Raw genomic sequence first — 17497 nt, 5'->3', positions numbered from 1 at the left:
TCCGCGTCGGGGAGCCCCAGCATAGCGCCGCCGCGCCGCCGGCTCAGCCCCTCGCCAGCAGCGCCAGCAGGCCGCGCGCCGTGCGCAGGCGCGATCCGGCGTCGGGCAGGTCCATGCGGATGCGCAGCTTGTCCGGGCCGTCCATCGAATACACCTTGGGCTGGGACTGGATCAGCCGGATCACCGACATCGGGTCGATCGCCGGCTGCGGCACGAAATGGCAGCGTCCGCCGGTCGGGCCCAGCTCGAGCTTGCGGATGCCCAGCGGCGTGGCCTCGAGCTTGAGCTCGGCCACGGCGAAGAGCTGCTTGGCCGGCTCGGGCAGCAGGCCGAAGCGGTCGACCATCTCCACCTGCAACTCCTTGAGCGCCTCGGCGTCGCGGGCCGAGGCCACGCGCTTGTACAGCGTCAGGCGCGCATGCACGTCGGGCAGGTAGTCCTCGGGGATCAGCGCCGGGACATTGAGCTCGACTTCGGCGCCGTGGCGCGTGGCCGGGTCGAAGTCGGGCAGCTTGCCGGACTTGATCGACTTCACCGCGCGCTCGAGCAGCTCGGTGTAGAGCGAGAAACCGATCTCGGCCATCTGGCCGCTCTGGTCCTCGCCCAGCAGCTCGCCGGCGCCGCGGATCTCCAGGTCGTGCGTGGCCAGGGTGAAGCCCGCGCCCAGCTCCTCGAGCGAAGCCAGGGCCTCGAGCCGCTTGGCGGCGTCGGAGGTGAGCGTCTTCTTGTCCGGCACCACCAGGTAGGCATAGGCGCGGTGGTGGCTGCGGCCGACGCGGCCGCGCAGCTGGTGCAGCTGGGCCAGGCCGAAGCGGTCGGCGCGGTGGATGATGATGGTGTTGGCGCTGGGGATGTCGATGCCAGACTCAATGATCGTCGTGCACACCAGCACGTTGAAGCGCTGGCGGTGGAAGTCGAGCATCACCTGTTCGAGCTCGCGCTCGGGCATCTGGCCGTGGGCGATGCGGATGCGCGCGGCCGGCACCAGTTCGGCCAGCTCGCGCGCCGTCTTCTCGATCGTGTCGACTTCGTTGTGCAGGAAGTACACCTGGCCGCCGCGCGCCAGCTCGCGCTGGAAGGCCTCGCGCAGCAGGGCCGGGTCCCAGGGCGTCACCACCGTCTGCACCGCCAGGCGGTGCGCCGGCGGCGTGGCGATGATGCTCAGCTCGCGCAGCCCGCTCATGGCCATGTTCAGCGTGCGCGGGATCGGCGTGGCGGTGAGCGTGAGCAGGTGCACCTCGGCGCGCAGCGCCTTCAGGGCCTCCTTCTGGCGCACGCCGAAGCGCTGCTCTTCGTCGACGATCACCAGGCCCAGGTCCCGGAACTTCACGTCGGGCTGCAGCAGGCGGTGGGTGCCGACGATGACGTCGATCTTGCCCTCGGCCAGCAGGGCCAGCGCGGCCTTGATCTCCTTGGCCGACTTGAAGCGGCTGAGCACCTCGACCCGGATCGGCCAGTCGGCGTAGCGGTCGCGGAAATTGCGGTAGTGCTGCTCGGCCAGCAGCGTGGTCGGCACCAGCACCGCCACCTGCTTGCCGGCGGTGGCGGCGACGAAGGCGGCGCGGACCGCGACCTCGGTCTTGCCGAAGCCGACGTCGCCGCAGACCACGCGGTCCATGGGCTGAGGCTGTCCGAGGTCGGCGACCACGGCGTTGATGGCGGCGAGCTGGTCCGGCGTTTCCTCGAACGGGAAGGTGGCCGCGAACGGCTCGTACATCGAACGGTCCAGCGGCAGCGCCAGGCCTTTGCGGGCGTGCCTGCGGGCCTGGATCTCGAGCAGTTCGGCGGCCACGTCGCGCACCTTCTCGGCGGCCTTGCGCCTGGCCTTTTCCCAGGCCTCGCCGCCGAGCGAATGCAGCGGCGCGTGTTCGGGCGAGGCGCCCGAATAGCGGCTCACCAGCTGCAGCTGGGAAACCGGCACGTAGAGCTTGTCGCCCTTGGCGTACTCGATCTGCAGGAACTCGCCGCCGACGCCGCCGGCGTCGAGCACCACCAGGCCCTGGTAGCGGCCCACGCCGTGGTCCTCGTGCACGATCGGCGCGCCGATGGCGATCTCGCTCAGGTCGCGCAGCACCGCATCCGGGTCGCGCACGGCCTTGCGCCGGCGCCGCGACTGCTCGGCGCGCTCGGGGAAGAGCTGGCGTTCGGTGAGCACGGCCAGCGCCGGCTCCTGCAGCGCGAAGCCATCCTCGAGCGCCGCGACGGTGATGGCGAAGCGCGCATCGCCGTCGAGGAAGGCCTGCCAGTCCGGCAGCACCACCGGGCGGATGTCGGCGCCGGCCAGCAGCTCGATCAGTGCCTCGCGGCGCCCGGCCGAGTCGGCCGCCAGCAGCACGCGGCCCGGATAGGCGCGCAGGAAGCCGTGCAGGGCGCTGCCGGGGTCGCCGCCCTTCTGGCTCCAGGGCAGGCTGGGCGCGGGCTGCTCGGGCAGGGCGGTGGCCTTGTCGGCCTGCGGGTGCCCGGCCGCCAGCATCTCGACGCGTTCGGCGCGGTTGAAGGCCGCGCGCAGTTCCTCGGGAGCCAGGTAGAGCTCGCCCGGGGGCAGGATCGGCCGCTCCAGGTCGTGCCGGCGCTGTTCCCAGCGTTCCCCGGTCTGCTGCCAGAAGGCCTCGGCGGCTTCCGCCACGCCGTCGGCCAGCACCAGCAGGGTGTCGCCGGAAAGGTGCTCGAACAGGCTGGCGGTGCGCTCGAAGAACAACGGCAGGTAGTACTCGATGCCGGCCGGCGTGCCGCCCGCCTTGAGGTCCTGGTAGAGCGGGCAGCGGCGCGGGTCGAAATCGAAGCGTTCGCTCAGGCGCTCGCGCACGCGCCGGGTGCTGGCCTCGTCGAGCGGGAACTCGCGCGCCGGCAGCAGGCGCACGCTGTCGACCGGGTGGTCGGAGCGCTGGGTCTCGGGGTCGAAGCTGCGCAGCGAGTCGATCTGGTCGTCGAACAGCTCGATGCGATAGGGGCGGTCGGCGCCCATGGGGTAGAGGTCGAGCAGGGCGCCGCGCACGGCGAAGTCGCCCGGGTCGAGCACCTGCGGGACGTTGCGGTAGCCGGCGGCCTCGAGCCGTCGCTTTTCGGCGTCGAGGTCCAGGCGCTGGCCATTGCGCAGGTCGAGCGTGTTGCCGGCGATCCAGTCGGGCGGCGGCAGCCGCTGCATCAGCGAGGCCACCGGCACCACCAGCACGCCCTTGCGCGTGGTCGGCAGCCGGTACAGCGCGGCCACGCGCTGGCTGACGATGTCCGGGTGCGGGCTGAACAGGTCGTAGGGCAGGGTTTCCCAGTCGGCGAAGTGCAGCACCGGCAGGGCCGCGTCGCCTTCGCCGGCGAAAACTCGCAGGTCGTGCTCGAGCGCCTGGGCGGCGTGGCTGTCGCGGGTGACCGCGAGCACCAGGCCGTCGTGGTGGCGGGCGGTCTCGGCCAGGGCGAGGGCGGCGAGGCTGGCGCTGGCGGGCGCGCGCCAGGCGGCGCGCCGTTGGCCCGCGCGGGGGCGGGGCGCGCTGGGGAGTCGGGGGTCTTTCATGAGGCCGCGGAGTTTAGCGCAGCCGGCGTGTCGGCCGTTTCACATGCCCGGCTTCAGGTCGAGCCAGACCCGGACCTGGCCGCCGGAGCCGGGGATGTGCTCGCGCCGGAAGCCGATGGCCTGGGACAGGGCGATCATCGAGGTGTTGTCGTCGAGCACGTCGCCCCAGAGCTGGCGGATGCCGTGGGCCTCGGCCCATTCCACCAGCCGGCGCATCATCGCCTTGCCCAGGCCCTGGCCGGCCAGGAAATGCGAGACGAGGATGGCGAACTCGGCGGTGTCGCCGCAGGGGTCGCGATCAAGCCGGGCCACCGCGCCCACCAGGGCCTCGCCCGGCGGCAGCGGCTCGGCCGCCACCACGACGAAATCGCGGCCCGGCACCGGGTTGACCAGGGCGCCGAGGTATTTTTCCGAAAGCGCCTTGACCGGATGCAGGTAGCGCCGCCGCACTTCGTCCTCGGTGAGCAGGGAGAAGGCGCCGGCCATCGGCGCGGCATCGGCCGGCTGCACCGGGCGCAGCCAGAGCGTGCGGCCGTCCGGCAGGCGCAGGGTTTCGGTGCGCTCCGGGTCGTCGGGCTTGCGGCGGCGTGGGTTCTTCACGGTGGGCAGTGTCCCGCAGCCTGGCTGCATGCGTGCTCTAAACCCGGCCGTCGGCGTTCATCGGCTCATTGCCCGCCGCCGCTGAACATGGCGAAGGTGACCAGGTGCCCGCCGGGCTCGCGGTAGCCGACCTCGGTGGCGCCGTAGAAAGTGGTCCGGCGCGGGAAAGCCTGCGGCTGCCCGGCCAGCGCGCGTTCGATGGCGTCGATGTCGTCGACCTCGATGAACAGGAAGGCCTTGCCCGCGGCCGCCTCGTCGGCGAGCGAGGGCATGTCGTCGGCGATCGATGCGTGGCTCTGCAGCATCAGCTCGACCCCGTGGCCGGCAAGGATCACGAAGCCCAGCGCCCCGCCATGCGGCACCTCGGCGGTGCGCGCCATGCCCACGGCCTCCCAGAACGCAAGCGAGGGTTCGATGGCCTGCACCGGCAGGACGGCGGTGATGCGCTTGAGGGTCGGTTTCAGTCGCGGGCTCCCGGTGCTGGCGCCCGATCATAGGCCGGCCGCCGCCGGATTGGCGATGGCCACCGGGGCGGGGGCAGAATGGGGCCGCCCAATGGGGAACCCGCATGGATACGCGCGAACGCTTCACCACCCACGTGGTCGGGAACCAGCCGCCGTCGCCCTGGCCGCGCGACCTGTGGCGCGACGACCGGCCGCTGCGCGAGGCGGTGGCGCGCGAGGGCGGCGACTGGGCCGTCGACGAAATCGCCGCCTACGGCAGGCTGGCCGGCAACGAGTTGATGGAATCCGGTCGCCTGGCAAACGCCCACCGGCCGGTGTTCCATCCCTTCGACCCGCGCGGCCATCGCCTCGACGACGTCGAGTTCCACCCGGCCTACCACCAGCTGATGGCCACGGCGATTGAACATGGCGTGCCCAACTTCGCCTGGCGCCATGCCGGCCGCCCGGGCGCGCACGTGGCGCGCGCGGCGCTGATGTTCCTGCACAACCAGGCCGACCAGGGCACCAGTTGCCCGCTGACCATGACCTACGCCTGCGTGCCCGCCCTGCAGCATGAGCCGGGGCTGGCTGCCGGCTGGCTGCCGCGCGTGTGCGCCGCGCGCTACGACCCGCGCCACGCGCCCGGCTGGGACAAGCCCGGCGTCACCATCGGCATGGGCATGACCGAGAAACAGGGCGGCTCGGACGTGCGCTCCAACGCCACCCGCGCCACGCCGGTGGCCGGCGCCGGCCCGGCGCCGCTGTACCAGCTGGTGGGCCACAAATGGTTCTTCTCGGCGCCGATGTGCGACGCCTTCCTGGTGCTCGCCCAGGCCGAAGGGGGCCTGACCTGTTTCCTGCTGCCGCGCTTCGCGCCCGACGGCGCCCGCAACGGCATCCGCATCCAGCGCCTGAAGGACAAGCTCGGCGACTGGAGCAACGCCAGCGCGGAGGTGGAATTCCACGGCGCCCTCGCCTGGCGGGTCGGCGAGGAGGGCCGCGGCGTGGCCACCATCCTGCAGATGGTGGCGCTGACCCGCCTGGACTGCCTGCTCGGTTCGGCCAGCCTGATGCGCCAGGCCCTGGTGCAGGCGCTGCACTTCGCCCGCCACCGGCAGACGTTCGGCAAGCTGCTTTGCGAACACGCACTGATGCGCAACGTGCTGGCCGACCTGGCGCTGGAGTCGGAGGCGGCCACGGCGCTTGCCTTCCGCGTGGCGCGCGCCGTCGACGCCAGCGGGCGCGACCCGGGCGAGGCCGCGTTCGCGCGCCTGACCACGGCCCTGGGCAAGTACTGGGTGTGCAAGCGCGCGCCGGGCTTCACCGCCGAGGCCATGGAGTGCCTGGGGGGCGTGGGTTACGTGGAGGAGGGCGGCATGCCGCGCCTGTTCCGGCAGTCGCCGCTCAACTCGATCTGGGAAGGCAGCGGCAACATCCAGTGCCTGGACGTGCTGCGCGCCATGACCCGCGAGCCCGGCTGCGTGGATGCCTACTTCGCCGAGCTCGAGCGGGCGCGTGGCGGCGACCCGGCGCTCGACGCCGAGATCGACGCCCTGCGCGCCTTCCTGCAGCAGCCGCCGGACGCACTCGAGGCGGCCGCGCGTCGGCTGGCCGAACGCATGGCGCTGGCCCTGCAGGCGTCGTTGTTGCTGCGCGGCGCGCCTGCGCCGGCGGCGGCGGCCTTCTGCGCCGCCCGCCTGGGCGGCGGCCAGGGCCTGGCCTACGGCACGCTGCCGGCCGGTCCGGCCTGGGACCTGCTGATCGAGCGTGCGCTGCCCCAGGGCAGCGCTTAGCGCGGCGTTCATGCGCGGGCGGCTGTAATTGGCGGCCCATCGCCTGCAGGGAGCCTGCCACGCATGATCCGTCTCCTTACCGCGCTGCCGCTGCTGGCCGCGTCCGCCGTCGCCAGCGCCCAGTGGCAGCCGAGCGCCGAGCTGGGCATCGTCGCCACGTCCGGCAACTCGGACACCACCAGCGTCAACGGCCGCTTCGGCCTCACCGGCGAGGACGCCGACTGGACCCACGACTACCACCTGGCCGCCCTGCGCACCGAGAGCAACGACGACCTGACCGCCAACCGCTACGAGATCGGCGCCAGGAGCGCCCGCAAGCTCGGCGAGCGCAGCTACCTCGGCGCCGCCGCGCGCTACGAGAACGATGATTTCGCCGCCTACGACTACCAGGGCACCTTCGCGCTCAACTACGGCACCTGGCTGCTGCGCGACGAGCACCGCAGCCTGCAACTCGAAGGTGGCCCCGGCGTGCGCCTGGCGCGCGGGTCGGAGACCGGCGAGGACGAGACCAGCGCGCTGCTGCGCGGTTTCGGCGAGTACAAGCACCAGCTCACCGACAGCACGCGCTTCTTCAACACGCTGCTGGTCGAGGCGGCCGACGACAACACCTTCGCCCAGAACGACATCGGCATCGCCGTGAGCATCAACAAGTCGCTGGCGCTCAAGGCCGCCTACCAGGTCCGCCACAACACCGAGGTGCCGGTGGGCACCGAGCGTACCGACACCCTGACCTCGGTGAACATCGTCTGGAGCCCCAAGGCCGAATAAACTCGGGGCTCGCCTGTGGAGGACACCGAGTGAGCCCGAGCCCGCGCCGACCCGAACCCCTGCTGCCGCGCCTGCCTTCGCTGCTGGCGTATCCGGCCACGAAGGCCATGCTGGCCTTCATGGCGGCGCTGGCGCTGTTCCGCCTGCTGGCGCACGCGCCCAATATCCTGGGCCTGCTGTTCGAACTGGCGTTCTGGGTGATGGGCTACAAGCTGGCGGTCGAGGCGCTGGTGAACACCGCGCACGGCCGCTACGAGGCCCTGCACGGCGAGGACCTGATGGCCACCGACGGCGACGGCGTCGAGCAGATCGTGCTGGGCGTGCTGGCCACGGTGGCGCTGCTGGCCGTGGCGCGCTGGGTCGGCCCGTTGCCCGCGCTGGCGCTGCTGGCGGTGATCGTGCTGTTCATGCCGGCGGCGGTGATGCTGCTGTCGATCAACCACAGCCTCCTCAATGCCCTCAACCCGCTGGCCTGGTTCGAGCTGATCGGTCGCATCGGCCTGCCGTACTTCGGCGTGGTGGCGGTGTTCACCGTGCTGGCGATCGCGTCGGAATTCGCGGCCTGGGCGCTGCAGTCGGCGCTGGGCGGCATCGGCCTGGTGCCGGCCGGCTTCGTCTCGCTGTTCGTGCTGGTGGCGTCCTACCACGTGCTCGGCGACCTGCTGCACCGGCATGCCGACGCGCTTGGCCTGGACATCACGCCGGCGGTGGCGCGCGCCACCTATGCCAATCCGGTCGAGGACGAGGCCATGGCGCTGGCTGCCGATCTCGCCGCCAGGGGCGAGCCGGCCGCGGCCGCCGAACGCCTGGCCGGCCTGTTCCGGGGCCGCGGCGCGTCGGACCCGGTGCACGAGCAGTACCGTCGCTACCTCGTCGCCGCCGGCGACCTCGCCGCGCTGGCCGCGCACGACCGCGAATACGTCTCCAGCCTGCTGGTCACCGGCAAGGACAAGGCCGCCCTGGCCGTGGCCGCCGACACGATGGCGCGCGTGCCGGACTTTCGGCTCGCGCTTCCCGAGCAGATCGCCAGGCTGGTGGCGCTGGCGGCGCGGCAGGGCCAGTCGCAGCTGGCGGTGGCCCTGGCCCGGGACTTCGAATCGCGCTTCCCGGCCAGCCCCGAACTGCCCGGGGTCGTGCTGGTCGCGGCCCGGCTGCAGAGCGAACGCCTGGGCCAGGACGCGGCCGCCCGCGACCGCCTCCGGGCCCTGCTGGCCAGCCACCCGGGGCACCCCCAGGCCGGCGAGGCGAGGGACCTGCTGGCCGCGCTCGACCGTATCCTGGGGCCGGCGGGGGCCTGAGCCGCGTCCCGGTGCCCGGGAAAATTAACCGGAGATCAATAATTTACAGGGCATGACTTCCGGCCCATGGCGGGTGCGCTTAGGTGTTGTAGATTACCAGCACACCAACTCACGAGGCCCCGACCATGAAAGCCCTGAATTCCTTCTACCGCCTGTTCCCGACCCGCCCGGTCGCGTCCGTGCCGGTGACCCGGGCGGCCGTCGCCAAACCCGCCACCCCGGTGGCCGTGCTGGCCGAAGCCACCGCCCCGGCCCGCGTCGACCGCTACCGCCAGCGTGACTTCGGCACCGGCTACGGCCGCTCCAGCGGCTACGCCCAGGACCGCAGCTATGCCACGGCCTCGAGCCACCGCCTGGTGCGGGTGGGCTGAAGCCTCAGCGTGACAGCAGGTGGCGGACTTCCTCGTCCGCCACCTGCGGGAACAGATCGTAATAGGCGCCCACCGCGCCGAAATCACGCGGCGTGAGCAGGCAGGTCACCTCATCGGCCAGTTCCCGGCAGCGCCGCACCGACTCCGGCGAGCCCACCGGCACCGCCACGCCCAGCTTGCCGACGTCCAGCGCCCGCAGCGCCGACAGCGCCGCCAGCATGGTGGCGCCGGTGGCCAGGCCATCGTCGACCACCAGCACCGGCCGCCCGGCCACGTCCAGGGGCGGGCGGCCACCGCGGTAGGCGCGTTCGCGCCGCTCGAGCTCGCGTCGTTCTGCCGCCGCCAGCGCCTCCAGTTCGTCCGGCTCCACGCCGGCCACCGCCAGCACATGCGGATTGGTCACCATCGCGCCGCCGCTGGCGATGGCCGCCAGCGCCACTTCGGGCTGCGCCGGCCAGCCGACCTTGCGCACCACCAGCACGTCCAGCGGCGCGTCGAGCGCCGTGGCCACCTCGGCGGCCACCGGCACGCCGCCGCGCGGCAGCGCCAGCACCTGCAGGCCAGGCACGCCGCGCCAGCCGGCGAGGGCCCGGGCAAGGGCCTGGCCGGCGTCGCGGCGGTCGCGGAAGCGGTGTTCCATCTCAGCCCTTGGGCACCAGCCGCAGGTGGTGGAAGTCGAAACTGAAGTCGGTGAGCGAGGACGCGGCCTCCATGCGCAGCTCGCGCACCTTGCCGTCCGGGTCGAGCGCGAAGCTGGCGAAGGCGTCGGCGTTGAGGGCGCGGTCGTGCCAGCGCACCAGGAAGGTGTCGTGCTGCCAGTGTTCGAGCGTGCCCACCAGCGCGGCGGTGTGGGCGAAGCGCATCACCAGCCGGCCGCCTTCCTTGGCCACCACCACCTCGCCGTACCACGGGTCGGCATAGGTGGCGGCGTAGCCGGACAGGGGCAGGGACGGCTTGCTGCGGCGGTCGCGCGCCTTGAGGTGCCCGGACCACTTCTCGTCGGCCTTCTCCCGGCCCTTGGCCACCGCGGCGGCGTAGGCCGCCACCCAGTCGGTGTCGGGCGCGCCCAGGTAGTGGTCGAGCGCTTCCATCGTGACGGCGTTGAAGGCGGCGCCGACCTCCTGGTTGGTCAGCACCACGATGCCCAGGTCGAGCTGCGGCACCAGCGTGACCCGCGACACCATGCCCGGCCAGCCGCCGGTGTGCCAGACCAGCCGCTGCCCGCGGTACTCGCTCACCGACCAGCCTTCGCCATAACCGGCGAACTGGGGCAGCGCCGGCGCCAGCGCCGGCACCGCCGGCTCGGCCGGGATGCGGATCGGCGTCACCAGCTCCCACATCGCCCGGTGCCGTTCGGCGCTGAACAGCCGGCGCTCGCTGCCGTCCTCGTTGCCGCCGAGCACGCCGCCGTCGAGCTGCACGCGCATCCACTTGGCGATGTCGTCGACGCTGGCGTAGATGCCGCCCGCGCCCTGGTTGTTCGACCAGGTCATCGGCGGCACGGTCACCAGCGGGCCGGAGAAACCGGGCTGGGCGTGGCCGGTGGCGGCGTTGGCGCCGGCCGGCAGGTGGTCGCTGTTGATCACCGCGCCGTCCATGCCCACCGGCACGAAGATGCGCTCGTGCACGAAGTCGCCGAAGGACAGGCCCGAGACTTCCTCGATCACCAGCTGCGCCACCGCGTAGAGCACGTTGTCGTAGGCGTACTGGGCCCGGAAGCTGGTCTCCAGGGGCACGTGGCGCAGGCGCCGGACGATCTCGCGGGTCGGGTGCGTGGTGGTCGGCCAGAACAGCAGGTCGCCGGCGCCGAGCGCCAGGCCGCTGCGGTGGGTGAGCAGGTCGCGCAGGCGCATCTCGCGCGTGACGAAGGGATCGCTCATCTGGAACCAGGGCAGGTGCTCGATGACGCGGTCGTCGAGCGAGAGCTTGCCTTCGTCGGCCAGGATCGACAGCGACGCGGCGGTGAAGGCCTTGGTCTGGGAGGCGATGGCGAAGCGGGTGCCGGCGTCCACCGGCTCCGGCCGGCCCTGTTCGCGCTGGCCCCAGCCGCGGGCCAGCACGACCTCGCCGTCCTTGACGATGGCGACGGCGATGCCCGGTACCTCGAAGGTCTCGCGGACCGCCTCGACCACCGGGTCGAGCGCGGGCGCCACGGCGGGGGCCGCGGGCGCGGCCAGCATCAGGACGGAAAGCAGGGCGGTTCGGCGCACGGGCGGCTCCCGGTGGGTGACCGCCCGATTATGCCAAGCCCGGCGCCGGCGTCATTCCAGCGGCGGCAGGTCGAACACCAGCACCTCGGCATCCCGGCCGTTGGCGACCACGATCGCGGCTTCGTCGCGCAGCTTGAGCGCGTCGCCCGGGCCCAGGCGCTGGCCGTTGACCTCCAGCGTGCCGCGGGCCAGGTGCACATACCCGAGCCGGCCCGGGGCCAGGGCCAGCGTCGCCGCCTCGTCGCCATCGAACAGGCCGGCGTACAGACGCGCGTCCTGCTGGATACGCACCGAACCGTCGGCGCCGTCGCCGCTGGCGACCAGGCGCAGCCGGCCGCGCTTCTCGCCGTCCTCGAATCGGCGCTGCTCGTAGGAGGGCGCGATGCCGCGCCGGTCCGGGATGATCCAGATCTGCAGGAAGTGCGTGGTGTCGGTGCGGCTGTGGTTGTACTCGGAGTGGGTGATGCCGGTGCCGGCGCTCAGGCGCTGCACCTCGCCCGGCACGATGCTGGCGCCGTTGCCCATCGAATCGCGGTGCGCCAGCGCACCCTCGAGCACGTAGCTGATGATCTCCATGTCGCGGTGGCCGTGTGTGCCGAAGCCCTGGCCGGCGGCGACCCGGTCCTCGTTGATCACCCGCAGCGGGCCCCAGTGCACGTGCCCGGGATCCTGGTAGTCGGCGAAGGAGAAGCTGTGCCAGGAGTCGAGCCAGCCGTGGTTGGCGTGGCCGCGCTCGGCGGCGGGGCGCAGGGCGATCACGGCGCACCCGCCGGCAGGGCCACGGCCGGGACGGTGCGGCGGCGCGCTTCGACCAGCGCGTCGAGGCTCAGCCGCCCGCCGCCATGCGCGGCCAGCACCAGGAAGCCGCCGGCGATGGCGATGTTCTTGTAGAAGTTGATGAACTGGCCCTGGTCGCCCAGGTCGAAGTGGAACAGCACCGCGCTGGCGACGCTGAAGACGGCGAGGCCGAGCGCGGCCCAGCGGATGAGCAGGCCGGCGGCCACGGCGAGCCCGCCGCCGATCTCCAGGGCGATCACGAGCGGCAGCAGCGCGCCGGGCACGCCCATGGCTTCCATGTAGCCCTGGGTGCCGGCGTAGCCGGCGCCGAGCTTGGCGACGCCGGAGAGGATGAAGATCAGGGACAGGCCGAGGCGGCCGAGCAGGGTGGTAGTGTCTTTCATGGCGGGTCTCCGGAAATGGGGGTCAGTGGGCGGCGCCGGCGTCGCGCGAGGCGAGGCCGGCCAGTACGAAGAAGAGGGCGGCGCCGAGGCGGCCGAGGAAGAGGGTGGTCTGGGTCATGGCGGGTTCCTGTGGGCCGTGCCGCGGGGTACGACGCCAAGTATCCGGATCGGCATAAATAGATCAATCAAGTAAAAATACAAGGTATCGTTCTAACAAAGGAACAATGGCCCGAGCGGGCCCTCCCGCCGGACTGGCGCGGCAGCCGCTGCGACCGGCGGCGTTTCCCGCGGCCCGGTCACATCCGGGCCCGTCGCCCGTCCTTGGATTACGTCGGCGGCCTGGCCGGTTTCGTCGCGAAGCCGTGCCACCGGACCGCCGGATCACCTAGCATCCACCGTGCGATTCAAGGGGAGTCGCGCGCCAACCACCAGGAGCCTTGCATGTCCCATCTGATCAACATCTTCCTCGAGCCGGCCAAGGTGTTCGGCGAGCTGAAAGAGAAACCCACGTTCGTGGCGCCGTTCCTGGTGCTGGCGGCCTTCACCATCGCCTCGACCCTGGCTTACTTCCTGACCGTCGACCCGGCCTGGTTCTCCGAGCACCAGGTCTCGCAGATTCTGGCCGGCAACCCGGACATGACCAAGGAGCAGGTCGCCCAGGCCCAGGCCTTCATGCCGGGCGCGCGGGTCTCGGGCTACATCGGCGCCGGGGTCGCCGTGGTCTTCTTCGCCATCGTCTACCTGGTGCTCGGCCTGTACTACCTGCTCGCCGGCAAGGTCACCGGCAACGCGGCGGGCTACAAGCACGGCCTGGCCCTCGCGACCTGGTCGAGCATGCCGATGGTGATCGCTTCGCTGGTGATCATCGGCGGCGTGTTCACGAGCTCCAACCAGACGCCGCTCGAGAGCCTGCAGATGCTCAACGTGGATCCGTTGCTGGTGCAGCTGCCCATCGGCCACGATTGGTCCACGCTGGCAAAGAGCTTCAGCCTGCTCAACTTCTGGACCTGGTTCCTGGCTGCCCTCGGCTGGAAGACCTGGTTCCGCACCGGCTGGGGCCAGGCCGTGTTCGTGGCCGTGCTGCCTTCGCTGGTGATCTACGGCGTGATGGCGCTGGTCGCCATCCTCTGAGTCCGACGGAACCAACGACCCGATGAAACCCAACAAGAAATGGATCGCGGCCGGCGCGGTGCTGGCCCTCGTCGCCCTGCCGCTGCTGGTCAAGTCGATGCGCGGCGAGTCGCGCACCGAAGTCGAGGTGGTGCTGGCCGCCGAACAGGAGATCCGGCCCTCCATCCTGGCCTCGGGCCTGCTGGCCTACCTCGAGGAGGTGAACCTCACCTCCGAGGTGGTGGCCAAGGTGCGCGAGATCCTGGTCGAGGAGGGTGACGAGGTGGAGCGGGGCCAGCTGCTGTTGCGGCTGGACCCCGAGACCTACCGCAATGCGATCGACCGTGAGGAAGCCAGCCGTCGCCAGAGCCTGATCAGCATCGAACGCCAGCGCCTGAACCTGACGCTGGCCGAAACCCGGCTGCGCCGCGGCGAGGAACTGCTGGCCCGGCAGATGATCGGCCAGAGCGACTTCGACGACCTGCGCAACGCCCGCGACCTCGCGCGCGTCGAGCTGCAGAGCAGCGAGGAGGCCCTGCGCCGCGCCGACGCCATCCTCGGCGAGGCCCGCGAGCAACTGGCCAAGACCGACATCCGCGCGCCGATCTCCGGCACCATCGTCGACCTGCCGATCAAGGTCGGCGAGACGGCGATCCCGTCCACCAACGCGCTCGCCGGCGCCTCGCTGATGAAGATCGCCGACACCTCGGCGATCCAGGCCAACCTGCGCGTGGACGAGGCCGACATCGCCCGCGTGCGCCTGGGCCAGCAGGCCGAGGTGGTGGCCGCGGCGCAGCAGGACGTGCCGCTGGTCGGCAAGGTCGCCCGCATCGCGCTGGCCCCCAGCATCGAGCCGGGCAGCCAGGGCCGCGCCTACCAGGTGGAAGTGCTGCTGGACGTGCCCGACGACCTGGGCCTGCGCTCGGGCATGAGCGCGCGCGCCGACATCTTCCTCGGCGACGGCGGCAAGACCCTGGCGGTGCCGGTCGAGGCCGTGGTGACCGAGGAGAACGAGGACGGCAAGGTCGAGCGCTACGTCTGGGTCGATCGCGACGGCGTGGCCCGCAAGGCCACGGTCGAGGTCGGCCTGTCGGACGACCGCTGGGAGGCGGTCACCTCGGGCGTGGCGGCGGGCGACAAGGTGATCGTGGGGCCGGCCAAGACCCTGCGCCTGCTCGCCGACGGCGCGCGCATCGAATCGAAGCTGCGCGAGGAAGGCAAGGCGCGCGGCGCCGAAAGCGGCGGGGACGAGGCAGGGGACGCGGCCGAATGATCCGCCTCACCGGCATCGTCAAACGCTACCTGATGGGCGAGGAGGAGGTGCTGGCGCTCAACGGCGTCGACCTGTTCATCGGCCGCAACGAATACGTCGCCCTGATCGGTCCCTCCGGTTCGGGCAAGTCCACGCTGATGAACCTGATCGGCTGCCTGGACACGCCCAGCGAGGGCAGCTACGAGCTCAACGGTCGCGACACCTCCAAGCTCAGCGACGACGAGCTGGCGCACGTGCGCAACAAGGAAATCGGCTTCGTGTTCCAGTCCTTCCACCTGCTGCCCCGGCTGACCGTGCTCGAGAACGTGATGCAGCCGCTGGTCTACCGCGGCCTGCCGCGCGCCGAACGCAAGGCGCTGGCGACGCGGGCGCTCGAGCAGGTGGGCCTGGGCAGCCGCCTGGGCCACCGGCCCAACCAGCTCTCGGGTGGCCAGCGCCAGCGCGTGGCCGTGGCCCGCGCCCTGGTCGGCCGGCCGTCGATCCTGCTGGCCGACGAACCCACCGGCAACCTCGACTCGAAGACCTCGGCCGAGATCATGGCGCTGTTCGACGAGCTGCACGCCGCCGGCCAGACCGTGGTGGTGGTGACCCACGAGCCCGACATCGCCGCGCACTGCCGCCGCACCATCCGCGTCTCCGACGGCAAGGTCGTCGAGGACTACCCCAATCCGCCGCGCGCCCAGGTGGCCTGACATGCAAGCTTTCCTCGAAGCCTTCCGCGCCGCGCTCGCCAGCCTGATGGCGCATCGCATGCGCAGCTTCCTCACCACGCTCGGCATCCTGATCGGCACCGCCTCGGTGATCGCCGTGGTGTCGCTGGTGCAGGGGTTCTCGCGCTCTATCTCCGACCAGTTCGCCGACCTGGGCAGCAATACGCTCACCCTGCAGGCCTACACCTCGTTCGCCGACGCCAGCCTGGGCAAGGAAAACCGCCTGGACTTCTCCGACGTCGACCTGCTGCGCTACGGCATCGCCGGCGTCGGCGACGTGGTGCCGATCATGGCCGTGCCGGCCAATGGCGTCGGCTACCGCGGCCGCACCGCGGTGCCGCAGGTGATCGCCACGTCGGCCGATTTCACCGTCGTGCGCGGCCTCTACCCGCAGGCGGGGCGCTTCGTCGTCGCCAGCGACGACAAGAGCCGGCGCCGCGTCGCCGTGGTGGGGACCAAGGCCATCGAGGACCTGGAGCTTCCCGAGGACCCGGTGGGCGAGTACATCCGCATCGGCGCCGAGTGGTTCAAGGTGGTGGGCGTGATGGAAAAGCGCGGCGAACTGCTGGGCTTTTCCCAGGACAACCTGGTCATCATCCCCTTCGAGGTCGGCCGGGCGATGACCGGCAACGAGGTGCGGCCGCGCATGAGCGTGAGCTTCACCGCCCAGGACATCGAGGACGTCGAGGCGCTGCGCGAGCGGGTCAAGCGCGCCATCCGCATCGCCCACAAGCTCAAGCCCGGGCAGGACGACGACTTTCGGGTCGAGGCGGCCGACTCGTTCGTCAAGCAGTTCGAGCAGATCACCGGCACCGCCACCGCGGTGGTCGGCGGCGTGGTGGGCATCTCGCTGCTGGTCGGCGGCATCGGCATCATGAACATCATGCTGGTGTCGGTGACCGAGCGGACCCGCGAGATCGGCATCCTCAAGGCCCTGGGCGCGACGCGCCGGGACATCCTGGTGCAGTTCCTGCTCGAGGCCGGCCTGCTGGCGCTGCTCGGCGGCCTGATCGGCATCGCGCTCGGCTATGGCGCCGGCCTCGCCGTGGCCTCGGCCATCCCGAACTTCCCGCCGGCCCAGGTGCCGCTGTGGGTGGTGGTGGCGGCCGCGGGCTTCTCGGCGCTGGTGGGCGTGGTGTTCGGCATCATGCCGGCGTCCAAGGCCGCCGCGCTCGACCCGATCGAGGCGCTGCGCTACGAGTGAGCGGCGCGCGGGCTCAGATGGCCGCGCGCGAGCGGCCATTGGGTTCGATGACGATCTTGCCGTGGCGGGCGCCGGCGCTGGCCGCCTGCACCGCCTCGCGCACCTCGTCGATGCCGTAGCTCGCCTGGACGCTGGCGTGCAGGCTGCCGTCGGCGACCATCGCCGCGAGTTCCGCGAACAGCGCCTGGCGACGGTCGGCGCGCGCCTTCCGGAGCCAGTTCGCGAGCCAGAAACCGCGCAGGTTGATGCCGTTGAACACCAGGTAGCGCGGCGAGACCATGCAGCGCTCGCCGCTCATCGAGCCGTAGTTGACGATGGTGCCGCCCGGCGCCAGGCAGCGCGCCAGGTGTTCGGTGTGCACGCCGCCGACGCAGTCGAGCGCCAGCCGGACGTGGATCTCGCCAAGGGTCTCTTCCACCCGCCGCGGCAGGTCCTCGGCGTCCACCAGCACGTTCTCGCCGCCGGCCTGCCAGACCGCCTCGATGGCCGATTCGCGCCGCACCACGTTGATGAGCCGGATGCCGCGGCGCCTGGCGATCTGGGCGACGTAGCCGCCGACGGCGGAGTTGGCCGCGTTCTGGATGACCCAGTCGCCCGGCTGCAGTTCGACGATGTCGCTCAGCATCAGGCTGGCCGTGGGCGGGTTCACGCTGAGCATGGCCAGCTGCACCGGGTCGACGTCGTGCGGCAGCTTCACCAGGTCGCGCGTGGGCAGGTTCAGGTGCGTGCTCCAGCTGCCGCAGCCCAGCGGCAGCAGCACGATGTCGCCTTCCTCCAGGCCGCGGGCGTTGCCGTTGATGGCCTCGACCCGGCCGACGCCCTCGCTGCCGCCCACCGCCGGCAGCGGCGGCAACTGGCCGTATTCGCCGGTGAGCTGGAGCACGTCGGAGGGATTGACCGGGGCCGCCAGCACCTGCACCCGCGCTTCGTCCGGCAGCGGCGGCAGCAGGTTGAACTCGACGGTCTTGATCACTTCGTGCGGGACCCGGCCGCGGTAGGCATAGCGGGCGTGCTTGGGGGTCTGCATC

The 17497-nt window shown here is 71.7% G+C and carries 16 protein-coding genes; 8 read left to right on the top strand and 8 right to left on the bottom strand.

The window, feature by feature from the left end; translation table 11 throughout:
• Positions 1 to 43: 43 nt before the first annotated feature.
• The 3 genes from mfd to C6N40_RS10610 all read right to left on the bottom strand — a co-directional run bounded on the left by mfd (position 44) and on the right by C6N40_RS10610 (position 4533).
• A complete protein-coding gene (gene mfd / locus C6N40_RS10620; RefSeq protein ID WP_106991002.1) occupies positions 44 to 3508 on the bottom strand; it encodes a transcription-repair coupling factor in 3465 nt (1154 codons plus the stop codon).
• Between the two features lie 39 nt (positions 3509 to 3547).
• Positions 3548 to 4108 (bottom strand): GNAT family N-acetyltransferase, encoded by a 561-nt coding sequence (locus C6N40_RS10615; RefSeq protein WP_240183503.1) that lies wholly within the window; start codon positions 4106 to 4108, stop codon positions 3548 to 3550.
• 65 nt (positions 4109 to 4173) lie between these two features.
• Entirely contained in the window at positions 4174 to 4533 is a 360-nt protein-coding gene (locus C6N40_RS10610) for a VOC family protein (RefSeq protein ID WP_106991000.1), read from the bottom strand.
• Between the two features lie 143 nt (positions 4534 to 4676).
• Here C6N40_RS10610 and C6N40_RS10605 point away from each other — a divergent pair, with 143 nt between their 5' ends.
• The 4 genes from C6N40_RS10605 (at position 4677) to C6N40_RS10590 (ending at position 8781) form a co-directional block, all read left to right on the top strand.
• Entirely contained in the window at positions 4677 to 6344 is a 1668-nt protein-coding gene (locus C6N40_RS10605) for an isovaleryl-CoA dehydrogenase (RefSeq protein WP_106990999.1), read from the top strand.
• A 63-nt stretch (positions 6345 to 6407) separates the two neighbouring features.
• Entirely contained in the window at positions 6408 to 7112 is a 705-nt protein-coding gene (locus C6N40_RS10600; protein ID WP_106990998.1) for a DUF481 domain-containing protein, read from the top strand.
• A 29-nt stretch (positions 7113 to 7141) separates the two neighbouring features.
• Positions 7142 to 8410, top strand: a complete 1269-nt coding sequence (locus tag C6N40_RS10595) for a tetratricopeptide repeat protein (protein ID WP_106990997.1) — start codon at positions 7142 to 7144, stop codon at positions 8408 to 8410.
• 125 nt (positions 8411 to 8535) lie between these two features.
• Positions 8536 to 8781: a hypothetical protein gene (locus tag C6N40_RS10590; protein ID WP_106990996.1), complete on the top strand. Its 246-nt coding sequence runs from the start codon at positions 8536 to 8538 to the stop codon at positions 8779 to 8781.
• 4 nt (positions 8782 to 8785) lie between these two features.
• Here the strand turns inward: C6N40_RS10590 and C6N40_RS10585 are convergent, their stop codons facing one another.
• The 4 genes from C6N40_RS10585 to C6N40_RS10570 all read right to left on the bottom strand — a co-directional run bounded on the left by C6N40_RS10585 (position 8786) and on the right by C6N40_RS10570 (position 12172).
• Positions 8786 to 9421, bottom strand: a complete 636-nt coding sequence (locus C6N40_RS10585; protein ID WP_106990995.1) for a phosphoribosyltransferase — start codon at positions 9419 to 9421, stop codon at positions 8786 to 8788.
• A 1-nt stretch (position 9422) separates the two neighbouring features.
• Positions 9423 to 10961 (bottom strand): serine hydrolase, encoded by a 1539-nt coding sequence (locus tag C6N40_RS10580; RefSeq protein WP_106991040.1) that lies wholly within the window; start codon positions 10959 to 10961, stop codon positions 9423 to 9425.
• An 81-nt stretch (positions 10962 to 11042) separates the two neighbouring features.
• On the bottom strand, positions 11043 to 11750 hold the full coding sequence (locus C6N40_RS10575) for a pirin family protein (protein ID WP_106990994.1): 708 nt from the start codon (positions 11748 to 11750) through the stop codon (positions 11043 to 11045).
• Positions 11747 to 12172: a DoxX family protein gene (locus C6N40_RS10570; protein ID WP_106990993.1), complete on the bottom strand. Its 426-nt coding sequence runs from the start codon at positions 12170 to 12172 to the stop codon at positions 11747 to 11749. Before C6N40_RS10570 ends, C6N40_RS10575 begins: the two co-directional genes overlap by 4 nt.
• A gap of 441 nt (positions 12173 to 12613) precedes the next feature.
• Here C6N40_RS10570 and C6N40_RS10565 point away from each other — a divergent pair, with 441 nt between their 5' ends.
• Genes C6N40_RS10565 through C6N40_RS10550 form a run of 4 tightly spaced genes read left to right on the top strand, consistent with a single transcriptional unit; the run spans position 12614 to position 16469 of the window.
• Positions 12614 to 13303 carry a YIP1 family protein gene (locus tag C6N40_RS10565; protein ID WP_106990992.1) on the top strand — a complete coding sequence of 230 codons (690 nt, stop codon included), beginning with the start codon at positions 12614 to 12616 and terminating at the stop codon, positions 13301 to 13303.
• Positions 13304 to 13325: 22 nt separating this feature from the next.
• Positions 13326 to 14555: an efflux RND transporter periplasmic adaptor subunit gene (locus C6N40_RS10560; RefSeq protein WP_106990991.1), complete on the top strand. Its 1230-nt coding sequence runs from the start codon at positions 13326 to 13328 to the stop codon at positions 14553 to 14555.
• Positions 14552 to 15247, top strand: a complete 696-nt coding sequence (locus C6N40_RS10555; protein WP_106990990.1) for an ABC transporter ATP-binding protein — start codon at positions 14552 to 14554, stop codon at positions 15245 to 15247. The genes C6N40_RS10560 and C6N40_RS10555 overlap by 4 nt, the downstream gene beginning before the upstream one ends.
• 1 nt (position 15248) lies before the next feature.
• Positions 15249 to 16469, top strand: coding sequence for an ABC transporter permease (locus C6N40_RS10550; protein WP_106990989.1), 1221 nt, complete (start codon positions 15249 to 15251; stop codon positions 16467 to 16469).
• A 13-nt stretch (positions 16470 to 16482) separates the two neighbouring features.
• Here the strand turns inward: C6N40_RS10550 and C6N40_RS10545 are convergent, their stop codons facing one another.
• Positions 16483 to 17496 carry a zinc-dependent alcohol dehydrogenase family protein gene (locus C6N40_RS10545; protein WP_106990988.1) on the bottom strand — a complete coding sequence of 338 codons (1014 nt, stop codon included), beginning with the start codon at positions 17494 to 17496 and terminating at the stop codon, positions 16483 to 16485.
• Position 17497 lies beyond the last annotated feature (1 nt).

Source organism: Arenimonas caeni (assembly GCF_003024235.1).
In the GTDB taxonomy this organism is placed as follows: domain Bacteria; phylum Pseudomonadota; class Gammaproteobacteria; order Xanthomonadales; family Xanthomonadaceae; genus Arenimonas; species Arenimonas caeni.
The sequence above is the reverse complement of the archived record's forward strand: the minus strand, read 5'-3'. Positions and strand labels throughout refer to the sequence as shown.